This is a genomic window from Enterococcus avium (assembly GCF_002891025.1).
In the GTDB taxonomy this organism is placed as follows: Bacteria; Bacillota; Bacilli; order Lactobacillales; family Enterococcaceae; genus Enterococcus_A; species Enterococcus_A avium.
On record NZ_NBSL01000002.1, the window covers coordinates 1,354,116 to 1,373,948 of the forward strand.

The 19,833-nt window shown below is 39.5% G+C and carries 16 protein-coding genes and 1 tRNA gene; 2 read left to right on the plus strand and 15 right to left on the minus strand.

Annotated elements, in window-relative coordinates:
- Positions 1–96 precede the first annotated feature (96 nt).
- A complete protein-coding gene (locus AUF14_RS06975) occupies positions 97–690 on the plus strand; it encodes an FUSC family protein (protein ID WP_016180011.1) in 594 nt (197 codons plus the stop codon).
- A gap of 94 nt (positions 691–784) precedes the next feature.
- Here the strand turns inward: AUF14_RS06975 and AUF14_RS06980 are convergent, their stop codons facing one another.
- Positions 785–3,400: an ABC transporter permease gene (locus AUF14_RS06980; RefSeq protein WP_102865967.1), complete on the minus strand. Its 2,616-nt coding sequence runs from the start codon at positions 3,398–3,400 to the stop codon at positions 785–787.
- Between the two features lie 12 nt (positions 3,401–3,412).
- Positions 3,413–4,114: an ABC transporter ATP-binding protein gene (locus tag AUF14_RS06985; RefSeq protein ID WP_034877173.1), complete on the minus strand. Its 702-nt coding sequence runs from the start codon at positions 4,112–4,114 to the stop codon at positions 3,413–3,415.
- A gap of 165 nt (positions 4,115–4,279) precedes the next feature.
- Here AUF14_RS06985 and AUF14_RS06990 point away from each other — a divergent pair, with 165 nt between their 5' ends.
- Entirely contained in the window at positions 4,280–4,723 is a 444-nt protein-coding gene (locus tag AUF14_RS06990; RefSeq protein WP_049221230.1) for a hypothetical protein, read from the plus strand.
- Positions 4,724–4,739: 16 nt separating this feature from the next.
- Here AUF14_RS06990 and AUF14_RS06995 read toward each other — a convergent pair whose 3' ends face one another.
- From AUF14_RS06995 to glgB, 13 genes are all read right to left on the minus strand, one after another.
- Positions 4,740–5,258: a nucleotidyltransferase domain-containing protein gene (locus AUF14_RS06995; RefSeq protein WP_049221227.1), complete on the minus strand. Its 519-nt coding sequence runs from the start codon at positions 5,256–5,258 to the stop codon at positions 4,740–4,742.
- A 45-nt stretch (positions 5,259–5,303) separates the two neighbouring features.
- Positions 5,304–6,005 (minus strand): gamma-glutamyl-gamma-aminobutyrate hydrolase family protein, encoded by a 702-nt coding sequence (locus AUF14_RS07000; protein ID WP_049221224.1) that lies wholly within the window; start codon positions 6,003–6,005, stop codon positions 5,304–5,306.
- Positions 6,006–6,129: 124 nt separating this feature from the next.
- Positions 6,130–7,275: an N-acetylglucosamine-6-phosphate deacetylase gene (nagA, locus tag AUF14_RS07005; RefSeq protein WP_049221221.1), complete on the minus strand. Its 1,146-nt coding sequence runs from the start codon at positions 7,273–7,275 to the stop codon at positions 6,130–6,132.
- 77 nt (positions 7,276–7,352) lie between these two features.
- A complete protein-coding gene (locus AUF14_RS07010) occupies positions 7,353–8,177 on the minus strand; it encodes a helix-turn-helix domain-containing protein (protein ID WP_016180003.1) in 825 nt (274 codons plus the stop codon).
- 193 nt (positions 8,178–8,370) lie between these two features.
- A tRNA-Leu gene (locus tag AUF14_RS07015) sits at positions 8,371–8,454 on the minus strand.
- Positions 8,455–8,501: 47 nt separating this feature from the next.
- Positions 8,502–8,687, minus strand: coding sequence for a hypothetical protein (locus tag AUF14_RS07020; RefSeq protein WP_016180002.1), 186 nt, complete (start codon positions 8,685–8,687; stop codon positions 8,502–8,504).
- A gap of 105 nt (positions 8,688–8,792) precedes the next feature.
- Positions 8,793–9,398, minus strand: coding sequence for a hypothetical protein (locus AUF14_RS07025; RefSeq protein WP_049221216.1), 606 nt, complete (start codon positions 9,396–9,398; stop codon positions 8,793–8,795).
- A gap of 102 nt (positions 9,399–9,500) precedes the next feature.
- Positions 9,501–11,333 (minus strand): glycoside hydrolase family 13 protein, encoded by a 1,833-nt coding sequence (locus tag AUF14_RS07030; protein WP_102865968.1) that lies wholly within the window; start codon positions 11,331–11,333, stop codon positions 9,501–9,503.
- Entirely contained in the window at positions 11,314–13,752 is a 2,439-nt protein-coding gene (locus tag AUF14_RS07035; protein ID WP_049221211.1) for a glycogen/starch/alpha-glucan phosphorylase, read from the minus strand. Before AUF14_RS07035 ends, AUF14_RS07030 begins: the two co-directional genes overlap by 20 nt.
- Before the next feature lie 134 nt (positions 13,753–13,886).
- Positions 13,887–15,314, minus strand: a complete 1,428-nt coding sequence (glgA, locus tag AUF14_RS07040; protein ID WP_049221207.1) for a glycogen synthase GlgA — start codon at positions 15,312–15,314, stop codon at positions 13,887–13,889.
- A 2-nt stretch (positions 15,315–15,316) separates the two neighbouring features.
- Positions 15,317–16,465, minus strand: coding sequence for a glucose-1-phosphate adenylyltransferase subunit GlgD (glgD, locus tag AUF14_RS07045; protein WP_048720184.1), 1,149 nt, complete (start codon positions 16,463–16,465; stop codon positions 15,317–15,319).
- On the minus strand, positions 16,452–17,597 hold the full coding sequence (locus AUF14_RS07050) for a glucose-1-phosphate adenylyltransferase (protein WP_070504218.1): 1,146 nt from the start codon (positions 17,595–17,597) through the stop codon (positions 16,452–16,454). Before AUF14_RS07050 ends, glgD begins: the two co-directional genes overlap by 14 nt.
- 41 nt (positions 17,598–17,638) lie before the next feature.
- The gene (glgB, locus tag AUF14_RS07055; protein ID WP_049221204.1) at positions 17,639–19,537 is read right to left on the minus strand and encodes a 1,4-alpha-glucan branching protein GlgB; all 1,899 of its coding nucleotides are present in this window, start codon (positions 19,535–19,537) and stop codon (positions 17,639–17,641) included.
- Positions 19,538–19,833 lie beyond the last annotated feature (296 nt).

The window sequence follows — 19,833 nt, forward strand, 5'->3', positions numbered from 1 at the left end:
CCTCCACAAAAGGCATTGTTTAGGCAATGCCTTTTGTTTTTTTGTCAAAGTTCCGCTAAACTATTAAGTATAAAGAAAAGAAAGTAGGAGGAAATATTGCAAATTGGTCGTTTTCGTTTAGGTATGCGAACGATAAAAACCGCCTTAGCTGTGATGCTATGTATTTTGTTATTTCATGTGACCGATCGCGGTTCTCCGTTGATCGCTGCATTGGCGGCCGTTTTTTCTCTGCGTCAGGACCTAACCACGAGCATCTCTTTTGGTCGTTCCCGCGTATTAGGAAACTCACTTGGCGGATTATTAGCTTTGATTTTTTACTATATTCAAGCTTTTTTTAAAAATGATTTTTTGATCGAACTGTTCATTTTACCTCTATTCGTGATCTTGGTGATCGTTCTCTCTGATGGACTGAATAATAATTCGGGAATCATTTCAGCAATTGCTACGATGCTATTGATTGCCTTGAGTATCCCCCAAGGTGAGTCTTTTGTTTACGCGTTGAACCGTGTTTTAGACACGTTCATCGGAACAATCATTGGGATTTCTTTAAACGGAGTTATTTCCCCTCAAACAGATGAAAAAGAGAAACAGATCAAAGAGGATCTAGTTGAACTGCGCAAAAAAGAGGCGGATCTGAATAAAATGCTGTATGACGTACGCAAACAAATAAAGGATCAGACCCATAAATAGGGCTGATCCTTTATTTGTTCACGGTAAAAACACCACCTAGAAAATCAGTATTTTTGCTACCGATGTTTCCTATGAGATTAAGCATAGTAAGAATTTAGTCATTTGCCTTTAACGCTTCAATCATATCGATTTTCTTCAATCGGAAATACATGATTATTCCGACAACCAGCGTAAAGAACAAGGTAATCAAGCTAGCATAAAGATAACTTAGCGGTTGAATATCCGGCGAAAACATTGTCATATCCAGTTCAACCGTTTGTAAAATATAGCCATGCTCGATTTTCCCTAAAACCAATCCTAACAAAATCCCCATCAGCGTCAACAAAATATTCTCCCGATAGACATAGCGAACCACTTCGCCGTCGTAAAAACCTAAAACCTTAATCGTAGACAATTCCCGAATCCGTTCAGAGATATTGATATTGGTCAGATTGTACAAAACGATAAAGGCCAGAAGTCCGGCTGAAACGATTAATACCCACATAATAATATTGAGGCTTCGCACCGTGTCCTTCAGCACATCACGTGACTTTGACATAAAGCTGACATTAGCAATTTCGGAGTTTTCCATTAATTGCTTCGCTATTCGATTTTCTGTTTCTTGATTTGGTTCCTTACTGAAAAGTAAAAGATCCGTATTGTATGTCGGCTCTTTATCAAATATTTGTTGATAATAGTTCGGTGTCATATAAATAAAGTGTCCAACATAATTTTCAGCCACTGAAGCTACTTTTACCTCGTACTCTTTGCCTGAAATAGACTTGATTTTAAAGTGACTCCCATGTTTCAAATCAAATAGCTTTGCCAGTTTTTCATTGATAATGACACCATTATCAGTTAAAGAATAACGGATATCATCTTTTCGATTTTTAAAAGACAAAAAATCAGATAGCTTCGTTGTTTCTTTAGGAACCGAAAGACTAATTTCCTGCTTTGAAACTCCTTCTGTTTGTGCCGTAAAGGTCTCTAAAGAAACAAACAGATGCGCCTGAAAATTCGCTAAAGTCTCCAACTCTTTCACATAGCTTTGTTCTTGTTCCGATGATGGCGGCTCATTGAAAACTGTCGTTCCTTGATAATGCCAAAGCTTATCAAATTGCAGGGTAACGATATCGCCAATTGAGTCTCGCAACCCAAATCCTGTGATAATCATTGACATGCAACCGGCAATTCCGATTACTGTCATCAGCATTCGCTGCTTGTAGCGGAATAAATTCCGCAAAGTCACCTTTTGACTGAATGACAGTCGTCGCCAGACAAAGCCCAATCGCTCCAAAAAAATCCGTTTGCCATTTTTAGGTGCCTTAGGTTGCATTAAAGTTGCTGGTGTTGCTCTTAGATCGTAGCGCAGAACAAGCCAAGCAGAGCCGACAGAACAAATTAAGGATACAGCTAAAGCAATTAATGCATAGGATAGATACCAAGGTGTTAACACATCCTCCAGATTATACAATTGCCCATAGGCATCAAAAATAATCACTGGTAGCAAGTAGAAACCGACTGCTAGACCTAGTAGTGTTCCGCCGCCACCTGCCAATGTAGCATAGAGCAAATATTTCTCCGCGATTTCACCATTGCGATAACCTAAGGCCTTAAACGTTCCTAATTCATTGCGCTTCTCCTCAACCATTCGAGTCATAGTCGTTAGCGTAACTAAAGCCGCTATCAAAAAGAAGATCCATGGAAAAACCGAAGCAAGTGACGAGATTCGGTCAGCGTTGTCTTTAAACTCGCTATAGCCAGGATTCTCTGAGCGATCAAACAGATGGTACTCTGGCGCTGGCAGCTGATCAATCGTTTGCTGCTGTTTTTCCAGAGTCGCTAATTGCTCAGGAAGCTCAGGATTCAATGCCGTTATCCCACTCAATTGCTCAGGAGTAAGTCGATCAATATCTAAGGATGTTTCCTGCTGGAATTTCTCTTTCGCCCGATCTATTTTTTCTTGCTGCTCCTTCTTTAAATCAGCTAAACGAAGAGGTGCAATTTCCTTTAATTGATTTTTCAGTTCCTTCTGATTATTCTTCAAACGTTTTTCATACTGATCAGAATAGGCAGAACTTTTTTCTAAATCCTTGTAGCTGATCAACGCCTCAGAGTAGACCTTTTGCGTGAAACTCTCTGGCAAAATGAAGGCGAAGCAATCAATTGATCCTTTTCCAACTGTCGTATTTCCACGAGAAATCGTTTCAATAAACTCGGGGCTTTTTACGAAACCAACGATCTTAAAATTTGCTCTTTTGAAATGCTTTTGTGTCTCATCAGCTGAAATGTCGAAGCGTTGATTCAGCTTATAGTCCTTTTCTAAAGCTCGATCATCCAAAACGATTTCTTCTGAGTTTTTCGGCAAACGTCCTTTAATAACCACCACGCGATTCAATGTCTGCTTTGAATCATAACTAAAAATACGAAAGACTTGGTCTTCTTTACTCAAATTAACGTCTTGAAAGTAACGCCCTTCTGCTTTAATGCCTTCAACTTCTTCAATCTTTTTAATTTCAGTAGCGGTAATTCCGAGGGAAGAGACCACTCGTGTGTCCGCCAGGTTCTGCTTCTGATAATAACTAGAGGCCGTCTTAAGCATATCTGGTCCAGTCGCCCGCAAGCCAACATAAAAAGCGACACCTAGGAAAATGATTCCCAAGATAGAGAAAAATCGAGTTTTTGATTGGCGAATCTCACGCCAATTCGTTCGTCGCATCGCTTTTTTCATCTTATTCACCTCTTACCACTGAATATCTTCAATTGATTGAGGATGGTCATTTAACTCTTCGCTGCGCACTTGGGCATCATTGATCCGAATCACCCGATCAGCCATTGGTGCAATCGCCGAATTGTGGGTGATGATGACAACTGTCGTGCCATTTTCCCGAGCAGTATCCTGTAATATTTTAAGAATTTGTTTTCCAGTTTCAAAATCCAAAGCCCCCGTCGGTTCATCGCAAAGTAACAATTTTGGTCGTTTTGCCAAAGCCCGTGCGATCGTTACCCGCTGTTGTTCTCCACCGGAAAGTTGGGCTGGAAAATTATCCATCCGTTCACCTAATCCAACTGATTGTAAAACTGCTTCAGGCTCCATGGCATCCGAAACAATTTGTGAGGCCAATTCAACATTTTCCTTAGCTGTCAAATTAGGAACCAAATTGTAAAACTGAAAAACGAATCCGACATCATTACGGCGATAAGTGGTTAATTCTTTATCACTGAAAGCAGCAATATTGGTTCCATCCACCACCACTTTCCCTTCATCACAGCTATCCATTCCGCCTAAAATATTCAACACTGTAGATTTTCCTGCTCCACTTGGACCAAGGATTACGGCGACCTCTCCCTTTTCGATCGAGAAATTTATCTTTTCATTGGCTTTGATAATGGTCTCACCCATTTTGTAATATTTACTCTCATCTATAACATCAATATAAGACATTGAATAATCCCCCTCATCTATCATAATTATTAACTCCTTTAGTTTAACATAGCGAAAAAAAAAGCCAACGACAGATGTCGCTAGCCTACAAAAATATACTTTAAAAAAATGTTTGAAAACTGCAGTTTTTGATTACATAATAAAGAAAAAAGGAGGATTATAATCATGGAAGAATGTGCAGAATGTTATGCAGTAAATTGTCGCGCGACACCTTTACTAGGAAAAAGGGACTGTCTAGAAAATCACGAACAGTATCTCTGCGGAACCTGCGGTAGATGTATTTGTTCTCAAAAAGATGAGAAGCGCCAACTGCAACGAATTGATTTTCCTTTTAAAAGCTTGGAGATCGCAAAGCTCTACTTGAGAGTTGCTGATCAGCTTCAAGGAGTGCCCTGTGGTATCTACGAAATCATCAGCGAAACTGGTCGAAAATCCTATAAAATTTTTGTAAATGACGAAGCTTATGCAGACTATTTAGCTGAAAATAAGAAAAAAAGCACGGATCATCATCACGCGCTTTATCGTCGCAAAGATTATCAAGCATTCCCAAAAACAGAAATACGAAGACTACAACAGCATGAAGTCGAATCCTATCTATCTTCTAGCTGAGTAATCTCAGGCTGTTTTACTGAGAATTGTCGACTGGATAGCTATCGTTCAGCTTATCCAAATCAATTAAATCGATCTTTCTTAAATCATAACCGCTGTGAAACAATCTTTGTCCCTCAACAGAAACACAAGGAATTCTACGCCCTTCAAAGATAGCTTCTGAAAACCAATCGGCTTCTAGTTCAAACCAACCACCTTCAGGATTTACTTGCTTCATTTTCCCTGACTCACTAAGGTCAAAGGGATGAAGATCGAGGAAGCCATGTTTAGGATGATACAATTCCACCCGCGTGGGGCGCTCATCAGTGATGATTTGATACCCAAGTTCTAATAGCTTTTCCATTAATTCTGCCTCAGCGGAAGCGTCAAAATCAATATCGATATCTCGGTGCTCTCGAGTTTGTTTTCCTAAAAGGGTGTCGATCCCCCAGCCGCCTTCCACCCAATAATCAATTTGCCATTCATTTAATAAATCAATCATCCAAAGAAAACTATCCTTGTCTGCAGGGATAGTTTTGCTTCCTTCATAAGCCATTATTTTCCTCCCATTAAGTCGTTTTACATTTGATTTAGCGCTCGTTTATTTACATGCTGTAAGAAACGCTGCCATCAATGCTTGATTTTCCACCGTAGCAGCATTGAAAAATTCAGGATGCCACTGAACACCTAAAACGAATTTCGCACCTGGCAAAGAAATACTTTCAATCAGTCCATCTGTCGAGATCGCTATCACTTCTAATCCAGCGCCCAAATCCTTAATTCCCTGATGATGATAACTATTTACTCCCAATTTATCTCGCTGCAATAGCTGTTGTAACAAACCATCCTCAGGCAGATCAACCTTATGTTGAACTTGATCATAGGGAGCCTTCATATGGTGATCAATCTTACTCTTATATTCGCTTGGCAGATCTTGATAAAGGGTGCCCCCGCACAAAACGTTTAGTAATTGGACACCTCGACAAATGGCTAGTAAAGGTTTGTCCTCTGCTATCACTTCTTTCATGAAAAAAAGCTCCATTTCATCACGAGTTAGGCTTTGTGGACCGCAGACTGGTTGCTTTTCTTCTCCATACGAAGCAGGGGCAACATCTTGTCCTCCAGTGAAAAGAAAACCGCTGCAAATGGACAAAAATGGACGCAACGTCTCTTTATTAGTCGTCAACGGTAGTATGAGGGGAATCCCACCATTTTGTTCGATCAAATCTTGATACCCCGGTAACAGCCAAATACTATCACGGTCTTCATCGTACAGCGGCATAACACCAATTAATGGTCCCATAGATTTCTCCTTTTAATTAAATTTTTCCTCACAAAAACTTTTGCCAAAAATTTTACCATAAAAAGTTGAGCAAAATCAAAAAAACTCGATCAAAAGATTGACCGAGTTAAAAATTTATTTTCATTTACGCGTGGTAGCGTTCAACACCATCAAGGTAAGTTGCTACAAGATCCATGTTAGGTTCTAACACGATGAAGTCCGCATCACGACCCTCAGCGATCATCCCGCATTTGTCATCAATTTTACAGCTGACTGCTGGTACATATGAAGCCATCATCACGGCTTGTTCTGGAGTCGCAATTCCCCAATCAACCACATTTTTGATTGCTTCTTTCAATTTCAAGATACTTCCGGCTAAATTACCAGATTCTAAACGAGCAGTTCCTTCTGCAACCACGACTGGGAATTCGCCCAAATTGTAGTTTCCATCAGGCATACCGCCAGCCATCATACAGTCAGTAATCAACGCCACATGATCATGTCCAGCCTTTTCCATCAAGACCTCAGCTGCTTGTGGATGCACATGGTGTCCATCGCAAATCAGCTCAGAGAAGACATGTTGTAAGGTTAATAGTGCACCAACCATACCTGGTTCACGATGATTCAAGCCGCGCATCCCGTTATAAGCATGAACAAATACGCTTGCTCCAGCTTCAACGGCTTCTTGAGCTTCTTCCAAAGTCGCATTTGAGTGTCCCAATGAAACGACTACACCTTCATCAGTGACTGTTTTGACAAACTCTTTAACACCTTTACGTTCAGGCGCTAAAGCGATCTTTTTGATCAAACCGCCGGAAGCTTCTTGCCATTCATGGAATGTATCCAAGTCTGGATCACCAAAGTAGCTAGGATTTTGTGCCCCTTTGTGTTCTTCTGTAAAGAATGGTCCTTCAAAGTAAATTCCTTGAATTTTCGCGCCGTCAACCTCTTTGTACATTTTTCCAATTGTTTCGGCAACATCCTTCAAACGTTCTTTCGAAGAAGTCAGCGTTGTTGGTAAGAAACTTGTTACACCACAAGATAATAAAGCTTCAGACATAACCTTGATACCATCAGCGTCGTTGTCCATCACGTCATGATTTTTATATCCGTGAATATGTGTGTCCACTAAACCAGGAGCAATCCATTTTCCACTTTGGTCAATGATTTCTGCTTCTTCTGGTTTTTCCTTCGTATATGCTCCAAAAATGCCATCAGTGACATCTAAATAACCTGCACCTTTTACACCAGAGTTTAAAAAGAATTTGTCAGCATAAATAAATGTTTTCATTGTGAGCTCTCCCTTTTTTTCTTAGTACCTTAAAGTTACTCCTGAATCCATTATAAGTCAAGAATGGTGTAGACCATTTACAAATCTTTTATTTTCTCTAATGCACGCAGCATTTTCCGATAATTAATCACCAAGTGAATCTCATCGCGCGCTTCCAGCATAAGAACTTTTAGCTCCAAAAGTTCCTTCAACTTGTAATAGCTACATTGCTGTCGGTTCCATTTTATCCCCATATCTACAACCTTTTCTGCCAAATCCAGACGATCATGTTTTACTAAAAACGTTCCATAATTTACAAAAAGATTGCTCAATTCACTACGCTCTGAATAATCTGCCATCATCGTTTTAAATAATTCAAAACTTTGATTGTAATAAGTATGTGCTTCATTTATCCTTTCTAAAACCGAGCTCATTTTCCCAGCAAAACTTAATAGCAGTATTCGACTGTCAAAATAGCCGTCATATTTTTTTGAAACACAAATCGATAGTCCCTGTGTAACTAGTTCCAGAGCAGCCTCCGCATCCTTATCAATAAAATAAGCACAAACTGCCTTGAAAAAACAAGCTAATTGACGATCTTTATCTAAATGAGTGATCTGACGTTCATCCAAATAATCCAACGTTGCACGTATCTCTAAGTATTTTCCAATTCGCAAATACATGAACATCTTATTGAAATATTTTCGCAGGAATAATTCTTCCGGTAGAAAATCAAGCATCAGTTGGTCGATCGTAATTCCTAGTCGATGACAAAGCTGTTGGATCACAAAAATATTTGGAATCTCTTCATTGTTTTCGATTCGACTTAAGACACTTTGGGAACAAATCCCTTGAGAAAGGTCTTTTTGTGTCATGCCATGCTCTTTTCTAAACTCTTTTAAGACTTGACCAATCGCTTCCATTACCGCTTCCTCCAAAATATGCAAATTCACATTTTTAATAATTTAATTTTATCCGATGACGATTTGACAAGCAACTCCTGTGTTCTAAATTAGCAAAAGAATTGAATGAAGTTGAACAGGATACAAAGAAATAATTATAACATAGCGTTTTAAATGCAAAAAAAGAATGCACCACTGTCTGGTACATCCTTCATGCGGCGAATGGGACTCGAACCCACACGAGATCGCTCTCACATGATCCTTAGTCATGCTTGTCTGCCAATTCCAACACCGCCGCGCAGAACCTTTTTCATGATACCGAGCTGACATCAAAAAGTCAATAGCTTAAACAATCGTTGTATCATAAACGTAGGTAATATTTCCCTTAAGCCCAGCAATTCCGCGAAAGAATTTTTTATCTTCTTGCTTGATCCAAGCTTCGCGGAATAAAAAGAAATCATCCCGAGACACTTCGATTTGATCGATTTCTCCTGCTCTTAACTGACGAATTTTTTCTTCAAATGGATTCATATGCTCTCTCCTCATTGTTGTTACTTCGTACAAATTATTTCTACTATTCAACTAAAAAGTTGAATGACTAAAAACAACAGAAGAATGCCCTAAGGCACCTCCTGTCTAATCGTGAAAATATTTGCTATTTTCGATCTGTGAATTGTCTTCTTGCATAATTCCTCTTAATGAACGATCCAAACGTTGACGCGAATTTTTTCTTTCCATCACCGGCTGCTTTTCTTCGTTTTCAGAAGCAAATAAAATGTAGGATTGAGGTGTTTTTTCCATTCGACTCATCAATTCTCTCGGTGATACCACATCCGCTGGCGTATCTGGAATCAAAGAAGAAGGAACATATTTCGGTGCAAATGGAGTGGCACTACGGCCGTTTCGTGCACTACGAGTATTAAAGTTAGTCTTTGCAGTTTCCTTCGGTTTCCGTTCTTCAAACAAATTCACTTTTTTTGATTCTTTATGATCATGGTATTTAGGTAGATTTGCTTTATGATGATCTAATTCTCTTCGTGGCTCATCGTCTAAACTGACCCGTCTATTCCGTTTGGCTTTCGGCAATTGACGTTCAAAAATATCTTTAGCCTCAAGACGATAGCTCGTAATCAAGTCGTCTTGTCCATCAAATAAAACACGCTGGTTCGTTTGTACTATTTTAACTCCTGCATCATCATCAAAGGCAGGAAAGCGGCACTTTTTTCTGGTGTACGTTTGCATAAAATCATCCTCATTGTTCTGATATAGCAATAGTTTAGCATAAAAGAAGCAAAAATGCTTTTTAATTTCCTAAGAAACAGAAAATCCGACGCAAGCAGCCGGTTATTCTGAATCATACATAAACAGACTGCCTTTTGGTGCCAAAATTTCGCCTTCTAAAATTCGGTCTAAAACAGCGTATTCCCCGCGATACGCACGCGGACTAGATAGCTCTCCGACGTTCAAGCTTTGCTCCTGATCGGATAAATTGATGGCATAGATTACATAATCGTTCCCCGAATAGCGAATAATCCCAAAAATTTTCTGCGTCTTTGAATAAAACGGGAAAAACTGACCATTCTTCAAAACGTCGTATTTCTTACGCCGCTCTATCCATTTCTGACAATTTTTAAATAGTCTAGGATTAATCGATTTCCACGGAAAGAACTTACGATTATCTGGATCTTTTCCACCTGTTAATCCAGCCTCATCCCCATAATATACACAAGGAATTCCCGGCATCATAAACATTAGTCCCCAAGCCTGATCCAGCGCTTCAACAGAACCATCTAGCATCGTTAAAATGCGTTCCGTATCATGCGTTCCAATATTGTTCAATTGGTTATAATAAAAGTCGGCTGGATAATTTTCCTGATAGCGAATCATTTCCTCGCAGATATCCTGCAACGAGCGTGATTGCTTCAGGATATCTAAAATCTGCTGGCGTAACGGGTAATTCATTACTCCCTGCAAATGATCCCCAAAAACATATTTACGGCGAGTATCATAAGCAATCTTGTTCGAAGCGTCTTCCCAGACTTCTCCTATCAGGATTTTTTCTTGATAGGACAGTAGATTTTTACGAATGCCGGCGATAAAATCATCAGTCAGCTCATCCGCAACATCTAACCGCCAACCATCAACCCCCATCGAAGTCCATTTCGATAGCACACTGTCTAGATCGCCATAAATGAATTCTTGAAAGCTTGGATTTTCTTTTCTAACTTCCGGCAGATCTGCCACACCCCACCAAGACTTATAATCATTAGGATAATGATTAAACGTGAACCAATCACAATATGGACTTTGTGGATCACGAGCTGCCCCCGTATTTTCGCCATAAAATCCAGAAATATTGAAATAGCGGCTATTTTTTCCTACATGTGAGAAGACACCATCTAACACAACGGCAATTCCTGCTGTATGCAAAGCCGCGATCAAGCTGCGAAACTCCTCTTCTGTCCCTAAAATGCTATCAACTTTAAAATAATCATTGGTATCATAGCGATGATTGGAACTGGCTTCGAAAATCGGATTCAAATAAAGCGCAGTAATCCCTAGCTCCTGCAAATAAGGAATTTTATCTTGGATTCCTTTAAAGTTTCCGCCAAAAAAGTCCCAGCGAACAATTTCGTTTTCCTTGTTCTTAATATAAAAAGGTTCGTCCTCTTCCGTCGCGTAAATGAAAGAATTCTTTTTCGGCTGATTGATAACGCGATTCGGATTCCCGTTAGCAAAACGATCCGGAAAAATTTGGTAAAACACTGCATTTCGATACCATTTCGGTGCGATTTCTGGCTTTTGATAGCAAGTCAGCTGATAAGGGATAACCTCTCGTTCCGAACCATAAATTCGCCCTTCACCACCTTGTCCTTTGAAGCCATAATACTGAATGGTTTCATGCCCTTCCGCTTCATGAACGATTTTAAAATAGTAAAAGTACAGTCCCCAGCCCTGATCCATAAGCGTCTGAAAATGAAACCGATCTTCTGTAGCGGGCTCCATCGTAAAGATTTTCTGTCCAACAGAACTTCCCTCTTTACGAACGACTAGAAAGACCTTGGTATTCTGCTGTTCTGGGACAGATAGCCAAACATTGACCATCGCCCCTTCTTGAACAGCACCAAATGGTTGTTTATAACGTTCTAACCAGGGATTAAAGTAGATATGAGTCATGTTGTGTTACACCTCGATCGTCTTCATGAGCGAAGACAGGTTCTATTTGCCAAATATCATCTGCGTACCGCTGAACCGTGTTGTCTGAAGAAAAGCGTCCAGCATTCGCGATATTGCGCAGGCTGATTTGGCGCCAACGTCTTTTGTCCTTATAGGCTTGATCAACTGATTGCTGTGCCAGACAATAGTCTGCAAAATCACGCAAGACAAAAAATTCATCGTTATATTTGATTAATGAGTCAAAAATTTCCTGACCTTCTGAAATAATATTAGGAATCGTACCATCAATCAATGCTTTTACTACTTTGTGGACAACCGCATCATCCTTGTAAATATCGGCTGAAGAATAGTTTCTATTTTCATAATATTGATACACTTCAGATTCCGTCAATCCGAAGATTGCAATATTATCATCGCCCACAGCATCACGAATTTCCACGTTTGCGCCATCCAGAGTTGCAATTGTCACTGCACCGTTTAACATCAATTTCATATTGGAAGTACCTGATGCTTCTTTAGAAGCTAATGAAATTTGCTCACTGACATCAGCAGCAGGAATAATTCGTTCGGCTAAACTCACATTATAATTTTCCAAAAAGACGATCTTCAATTTGTCGTTGATGGATGTGTCATGGTTAATCAAGCTTGCCGTTTCATTGATCACTTTAATGACCGATTTGGCATAGTGATAGCTTGGTGCTGCTTTCGCTCCAAAAATAAACACTCGCGGTTCGATAGGAAGCTCCGGATTCTCTTTTAAATCCAAATAGAGCTTAATAATATGCAGGAGATTTAACAATTGTCGCTTATAGGCATGCAATCGTTTAATCTGTACATCAAAAATCGCCTGCGGGTTCACTTCAACTCCACAATGTTTTTGAATATAGGCAGCCAGACGTTTCTTATTTTCCAACTTTGCTTCTGCTAAAGCATTAAGAACCTGGTCATCCTCCTCGTAATTCAATAATAGACGTAGGTCTCTCGGTTGTTTGCGCCAAGAAACTCCTATGTATTCGTCCAACACCTTGCTCATCGTAGGATTGGCTAGTTGGGTCCAACGACGCATCGCAATCCCATTTGTCTTGTTATTAAATCGGGCAGGGTAAAGCAAGAAAAAGTCATGCAAGACGACTGCCTTTAACAAATCGGAATGAAGTTTGGCCACACCATTAATCGAATGGGAACCAATAATCGCCAAATGTGCCATATGCACTTGATCGCCTTGAATAATTCTTGTTCGTTGAATCAAATCAAAATCGTGGACCCCAGTCATTTCCTCAACAAAGCGGCGATCAATTTCTTCAATGATTTGATAAATTCTTGGACAAACGCTTTTCATCATATTGATCGACCATTTTTCTAGGGCCTCCGCCATGATAGTGTGATTTGTATAACTCATTACTTCTTGAGTCACATTCCATGCTCGTTCCCAGCCCATTTTTTCTTCATCAATTAACAGTCGCATAAATTCAGCTACGCACATCGCTGGGTGAGTATCGTTTATGTGGATTGCAATATATTGATTGATTTCCTCCATCGGCTTCTTTAATTGTTTATAATACCGCAAAATACTTTGCACTCCGGCTGAAACAAAAAAATACTCCTGAGATAATCTTAGCCTTCTTCCAGCCTCGTTAGAATCATCTGGATATAGCACGGAAGTTAAGTCCTCAACCGCCCGTCGATCACCAATACTGCGATAACGCTCCTCTTCCTCAGGTGGAATTTCTACCGACCATAAGCGCATCGTGTTTACTATGCCATTTTGATACCCAACCATTCCAGTATCATAAGGAACCGCACGTACCACCATGCCCCCTGAATAGTTTGGAATCAGATTGCCAGCGTCATCATGACTCATGTAAACATCTCCGCCGATGCGAACATCTACCGCTTTGCTCTCTTTACGGACTTCCCAAAGATTTCCCTTTTGTAGCCATTCGTCCGGCAATTCAACCTGATAATTGTCCACAAAACGCTGTTTGAAAAGACCGTACTCGTAACGAATCCCGTTTCCGTTACCAGGCAAGCCCATTGAGGCGATTGAATCCATAAAACAAGAGGCCAGACGTCCTAAACCGCCATTCCCCAACGCCATATCTGGTTCGACTTCTGCTAAATCCTCTAAGTCGATTCCCAATTCTGCTAAAGCTTCTGTAACCATCTCCAACCAGCCCATGTTCAAAAGATTGCTCTTTAACATTTTTCCTGGTAGGAATTCAATGGAAAAATAATATGCTTGTTTTTGTTCTGCTTCTCGATAGTCTTTCCACGTCTGCTGCCAATTTTGTGAGTAAGTAGAGGTCAGTAACGAGCCTAATGTTTGATAGAGCTCGTTTGGTGAAGCATCATTGACTTCCATTGCAAATTTCTCCGCCAACCGCTGACTGAATAGCCTTTTAAATTCCGTCTTGTTCATTTTTTTCATCTCCAACCTACACTTTTTAATTACGTGTATTACTTAATACATACATAGTACCTTTTATAAGAAAGTATTGATAGAAAAAAGCCAAAATCCAACGCCTGATGGCTTAGATTCTGGCTCTTCGAATCCTACATTTGTTTGTATAGTTCTAAATATTGCTCACTTGATCCATCCCAGCTGAAATCTCGCGACATTGCTTCACGCATCAGCCCTCGCCAAATATCTGGATGATTTTGGTAGAGTTCAATCGCCTGCTTCATAGCGTTCATCAGATAGAAGGATTCGTAAATGTTAAAACCAAAGCCGGTTCCCTCATTCGTGATAGGGTTATATGGCTCAACAGTATCTCTTAAACCGCCGATTTCATGTACGATCGGCAACGTACCGTAGCGCATTGAAATCATTTGCGACAAGCCGCAAGGTTCAAATGCTGATGGCATCAAGAACATATCGGCCCCTGCATAAACTTTTTGAGCTAAGGTCACGTCAAAAGCAATCTGTATACTTGTTTTAGTCGGATACTTTTCGCCGAAATGACGGAACTGATTTTCAAAGTTTGGATCACCTGTACCAATCAATACTAATTGCACGTCAAATTGCAGCAGGTTATCCATTTCCCGTAGTAGCAAATGGAACCCTTTTTGATAGGTCAAACGACTGACGATACCAATCACTGGAACCTCTGGACGAACAGGCAGCTCTAGATATTTTTGCAATTGGACCTTGTTTTCGATTTTTTTATCAAGATGTCTTTGATCATAATTAGCGAAAAGTGCTGGGTCCTTTGCTGGATCAAAAGTATCGTAATCAATCCCGTTAACTATTCCACTTAACTTCCCGCTTTCCATCCGTAAAATCACATCTAAACCCGCACCAAATTCTGGAGTTTTGATTTCCTCTGCATAGGACGGACTGACAGTGGTTACCCGATCAGCATAAAGAATCCCCGCCTTCATAAAGTTCACACAGTCATTAAAACGAATGGAGCCATCATCATAACGTTCACTACCCATACCAAATAAATCATACAAAATTCCGCGATCGTACTGACCTTGAAATTCGATATTATGGATCGTTAAAACTGTTCGAATTTTGCTGAATTTCTGAATCCAACGATATTTTTCCTTTAAGAGACAAGGAATGAAGGATGTATGATAATCATTCAAATGCATCACATCTGGAATAAAATCAATTTTCTCCATCAATTCGATAACTGCCTGCTGATAAAAGGCAAAGCGTTCCCCATCATCAAAGTATCCATACAATTCTGGACGATCAAAGTAATACAAATTATCCAGAAAGTAGTAATCAATCCCATTCATTTGTAGATACTTCACGCCACAATACTGTTTGCGCCAACCGACATAAACATCATAAGAGAACAAGTCTTGTAATTGATCCTTATATCGCTGCGGCATCTTAGTGAAAAATGGAAGCACGACTTTAATATCCGTTTCCTTTTCTTTCAATGCTTTTGGCAAAGCAACGGCAACATCACCCAATCCTCCTGTTTTAAAAAAGGGCGCACATTCCGCTGCTACAAATAATGTCTTCACGCCTATTCGCCTCCGTAAACGTCACTTAACACATGGGTATTTTTCTTAATCACTACTGGCTGTTCAGCAGAACCGATAATCTTAATACCTGGTTCAACCACCACGTTCTTATCTAAGATTGCATGCTTAATATAGGCCTTTTCACTAATCGTACAGCTTGCCATAATGATTGATTCTTCGATTTCTGCATCTTTTTCAACAATTACGCTTCGAGCGATCAGCGATCCATGAACCTTTCCATCTACCAAACAGCCGGTTGCAAACTGACTATTTTTCACTTCCGAAGTTGGAGAGTAGTAGGTGGCAACTTCATTCTTCAATTTAGTATAAATCTTTTGTTTTGAATAAAGCAGAGAAGTGAATTTTTTTGGATCTAGCATGGCCATGTTCGCATCGTAATAAGACTTGATATCAAAAATGTTACTTAAAAAGCCGGTATATTCATAAGCATATGTTTTTACTTGATCCATTGCTAAAGTTAAGAAATCCACGAGTGCAACTGGTCCGCCTAAGTTTTGCCCTTCTTGCAAAGCATTGATCAACCAGTCCGTGCGGCAAATAAAGATTTTCATACTGAGATTCAACAGCTCATCATCTGTTTTATCTTCCAAGAAATTGTGATGGCCTTGTACAATACCGTGTTCGTCTGCTTCGATGATTTCATCTTGACGATAAATTTGATTCTTCGGCATTTTCTTATAAACAACCGTCATGGTACTATCATTTTGCAGATGAATTTTTAAAACAGATTCCAAATCAATATTGTAAAGCATACGATTACCCATAAAGACAGTATATTCCGATTTTGATTTATTCAAATAATCAATCACTGATTCAAAATAAGGACGTCCTTCGGCTTTTTTCTTCAAGAAATCTTGATAGAAATGAATAAAGTAGCGACTATCAACACTGTCCAAATGCCATTCGCGGCCGCCTCCAATATGGTCAAAAACAGACTTGGTGGTTCCTTGATTGAACACCATATATACAGACTTTATATTCGCGTTGATAGCGTTCGACAAATTAAAGTCGATCAGACGATATTTACAATCGAAAGGCAACGTTGCCAATGGTCTTTTTTCAGTTAAAGGTAATAATTCTGGACATTCGTACACATTGCCCAAAATGGCACACATTTTATTCGCTCTCACTTGTCAACACTCCAATCACTTCTGAATAACCCACTACAGCAATTTCCTCTGAGCCATCAACGACAGCATCATCGCCAATAATCGCATTTTCACCGATAATCGCTTTCGTAATTTGTACATTTTTACCAATTGTTGCGCCAGGCATAATGACACTGTCAACGACTTTAGCACCTTCTTTAACCTGAACGTCATCCGATAAAATACTATTTTTTACTTCACCGGCTACATAACAACCGTCAACCACCAGAGAGTCTTTCACATCCGCATTTTCTGTCAAGAAATGAGGTGGTGAAATTGTATTTTTTGCTAAAATCCGCCAATTCTTATCACGAATATTCAGGCTGTGGTCTGGGTCGATAAACTCCATGCTGGCTTCCCAAAGTGAATCAATCGTACCCACATCTTTCCAATACCCGTCAAAACGATAAGCAAAGACATTTTCACCGCTTTCAAGATAAGCCGGAATCACGTGTTTTCCGAAGTCCAGCATTTGATCATCTTTTTTGTAACTGTTTAACAGTACGCTGCGTAAACGGCTCCAGTTGAAGATGTAAATTCCCATTGAAGCAAGATTGCTTTTTGGTTCTTCTGGTTTTTCTTCAAATTCTATAATCCGATCATTTTCATCGGTATTCATAATCCCAAATCGTGAAGCTTCTTCAATTGGGACTCCGATTACTGCGACAGTCAATGAAGCGTTGTTCGCTTTATGATCCTCTAGCATTGCTTCATAATCCATTTTATAAATGTGATCACCAGATAGGACTAAAACATATTGCGGGTCCATCTGATCAATATAGTCCATATTTTGATAGATTGCGTGAGCAGTTCCTTCAAACCACTTACTGCCATCATTGCTAGAATATGGTTGTAAAATCGTAACACCAGAATTAAGACCGTCAAATCCCCAGCTCGAGCCATTTCCAATATGATTATTCAACGCCAATGGCTGATACTGCGTTACAACTCCAACATTATTGATACCTGAATTGATACAATTACTTAGTGTAAAATCAATAATCCGATAGCGACCGCCAAAAGGGACTGCAGGTTTTGCAATTTTTTGTGTAAGTTTGCCGAGACGAGAACCTTTCCCGCCGGCTAAAATCATTGCTAAAATTTCTGTTTTCATTTTGTTTGATGAAGGACTTTCCTTCATCGACCTCCCCTCTATTACTTGCGTGTGTTGACTGACTCTGGTTTTAAAATAATAGCACCTAGAGCTGGGACAGTCGTCTTAATCAACTGACCGTACTCCTTAAATTTGATTGGTTCACTTTGACAATCCTCATTGTGTTTCGTCCAAGTTCCACCAAATTCTTTCATTTCAGTATTCCAAACTTCTTTATATGTTCCCGGATATGGAACGCCAATATGAAATTCGCGACGTTCGATCGGTGTCATATTTAGAACAATAATTAAGAAATCCTTTTTTCTTTTACCCTTACGCATGAAGGTTAAGACTGATTCACTAGTATTGTCTGCATCGATGATCTCGATCGTATCGTATGAGTCCTCTAGCTCCCACAAGGCAGTCTGTTCTTTATAAAAAGTATTCAGCTCAGCGGTAAAATACTGCATCGATTGATTTAAAGCATCCTTCAAGTCAATCCATTCTAGGCCTTCATCAAATTTCCATTCTAAAAATTGTCCCCATTCACTACCCATAAACAATAATTTTTTACCAGGGTGTACCATGAAATAGGTGTACAAGTTTCTCAGCTGCGCAAATTGTTTATAACGGTCCCCCCACATTTTGTGCATCAGGCTCTTTTTACCATGTACTACCTCATCATGAGATAGCGGCAAAATGAAATTTTCCTGCATCATGTACATAAACGAAAAAGTGATCAAATTGAAATTGTCTTTACGAAAAATTGGGTCCATCTCATAGAAACGAAGAACATCATTCATCCAGCCCATATTCCATTTAAAATCAAAGCCTAATGAACCCGTTTCAATCATCCCTGTTATTGGTGTTTCAGATGAGCTTTCCTCAGCAATCATCAAAACATTAGGATGTGCCAGTTTGATGACAGCATTCAACTTTTGTAAAAAATAATAGCCTTCAAAATTCCGATTTCCGCCTTCATGATTTGGTGTCCAAGGACCATCATCATAATCTCGATAAATCATACTAGACACTGCATCTACGCGAATACCGTCGATATGAAACATCTCGATCCAAAACATCGCACTTGAAATCAAAAAGCTTTGTACCTGTGGCTTGCCTAAATCAAAATTGATTGAGCCCCAGCGATTGTTTTTCGCCCGATCAGGGTCTGTATATTCAAACTGCGGGGTGCCATCATAATATGGCAACGTATCATCATTAATACAATAGTGACCTGGGACCCAATCGACAAATACACCGATATTATTCAAATGACAAGCTTCAACAAAATCTTGAAACTCTTCCGGTGTGCCATAATACGAACTTAAAGCAAAATAGCCGATCAGTTGATACCCCCATGAGCGCCCTAATGGATGCTCCATTAACGGCATAAACTCAACGTGGGTGTAATTCATTTTAACGAGATAAGGAACAAGCTCTTCTTTCAAATCCGCAAAGCTGTAGGGTGTTCCATCTTCATGATGTTTCCATGAACTTGCGTGCATTTCATAAATGTTCAACGGGCGTTTAAACGCATTTGAACGTTTATTACGTCCGCGCCATAAGCCATCTTTCCATTTTTTTTCAGGGAAATTGTACAATTCCGCAGCATCTCCAGGTCTTTTTTCAAAACGAACCGCAAAAGGATCAATTTTTAGAATTTCACGACCATCCGCTTGACGAACTTTGAACTTATAAAGCTCCCCTTCATGTGCATCTTCCGTATAAATCTGCCAAATTCCGCTTGTCTCATCTTTTTCCATCACCTGTTCCTGCCAGCCATTAAAATCACCAACTAGAAAAACGGCGAGTGCGTTTGGTGCCCATACTCGGAAAACATAGCCATCTTTCTCTCGGTGAGCGCCAAGTAAGTGTTGCGCATAAAAATTTTCTCCAGACAAAAATGTTCTTTTAGCATCATCCATTTGCTGCATTCCATCTTCTTTTTTATTTTTCATGAGAACCACCTTTTTGAACGAACGGCGAAGCGTCCTTATATTACATTTCAATGTGTAAAGTTTAATAATAAAAACGTCGGGTGTTTTATTATAATAACACGGAGCCCTAATAAATAACGAATAATACGCCTTACAGGTCGTTCGTTACATTATTAAATCCCTCTAACTAACATTATATTATAATAAGATTTAAAATAGAAGATAAAATTTTCAATTCTTTTAAATAATTCCATTTTTCCCCAATAAATAACAATTATTATTTCTAATATCTGTTTTTTTGACAAATAATAAAGAAT

Coding starts and splice junctions, on each gene's coding strand:
- AUF14_RS06980 (WP_102865967.1), bottom strand. CDS start 3,400: ATGAAAAAAGCGATGCGACGAACGAATTGGCGTGAGATTCGCCAATCA.
- AUF14_RS07050 (WP_070504218.1), bottom strand. CDS start 17,597: ATGAAAACAGAAATTTTAGCAATGATTTTAGCCGGCGGGAAAGGTTCT.
- AUF14_RS06990 (WP_049221230.1), top strand. CDS start 4,280: ATGGAAGAATGTGCAGAATGTTATGCAGTAAATTGTCGCGCGACACCT.
- nagA (WP_049221221.1), bottom strand. CDS start 7,275: ATGAAAACATTTATTTATGCTGACAAATTCTTTTTAAACTCTGGTGTA.
- AUF14_RS07030 (WP_102865968.1), bottom strand. CDS start 11,333: ATGACTCATATCTACTTTAATCCCTGGTTAGAACGTTATAAACAACCA.
- AUF14_RS06985 (WP_034877173.1), bottom strand. CDS start 4,114: ATGTCTTATATTGATGTTATAGATGAGAGTAAATATTACAAAATGGGT.
- AUF14_RS07010 (WP_016180003.1), bottom strand. CDS start 8,177: ATGGAAGCGATTGGTCAAGTCTTAAAAGAGTTTAGAAAAGAGCATGGC.
- AUF14_RS07025 (WP_049221216.1), bottom strand. CDS start 9,398: ATGCAAACGTACACCAGAAAAAAGTGCCGCTTTCCTGCCTTTGATGAT.
- AUF14_RS07000 (WP_049221224.1), bottom strand. CDS start 6,005: ATGGGACCATTAATTGGTGTTATGCCGCTGTACGATGAAGACCGTGAT.
- AUF14_RS07035 (WP_049221211.1), bottom strand. CDS start 13,752: ATGAACAAGACGGAATTTAAAAGGCTATTCAGTCAGCGGTTGGCGGAG.
- AUF14_RS06995 (WP_049221227.1), bottom strand. CDS start 5,258: ATGGCTTATGAAGGAAGCAAAACTATCCCTGCAGACAAGGATAGTTTT.
- AUF14_RS07020 (WP_016180002.1), bottom strand. CDS start 8,687: ATGAATCCATTTGAAGAAAAAATTCGTCAGTTAAGAGCAGGAGAAATC.
- glgB (WP_049221204.1), bottom strand. CDS start 19,537: ATGAAAAATAAAAAAGAAGATGGAATGCAGCAAATGGATGATGCTAAA.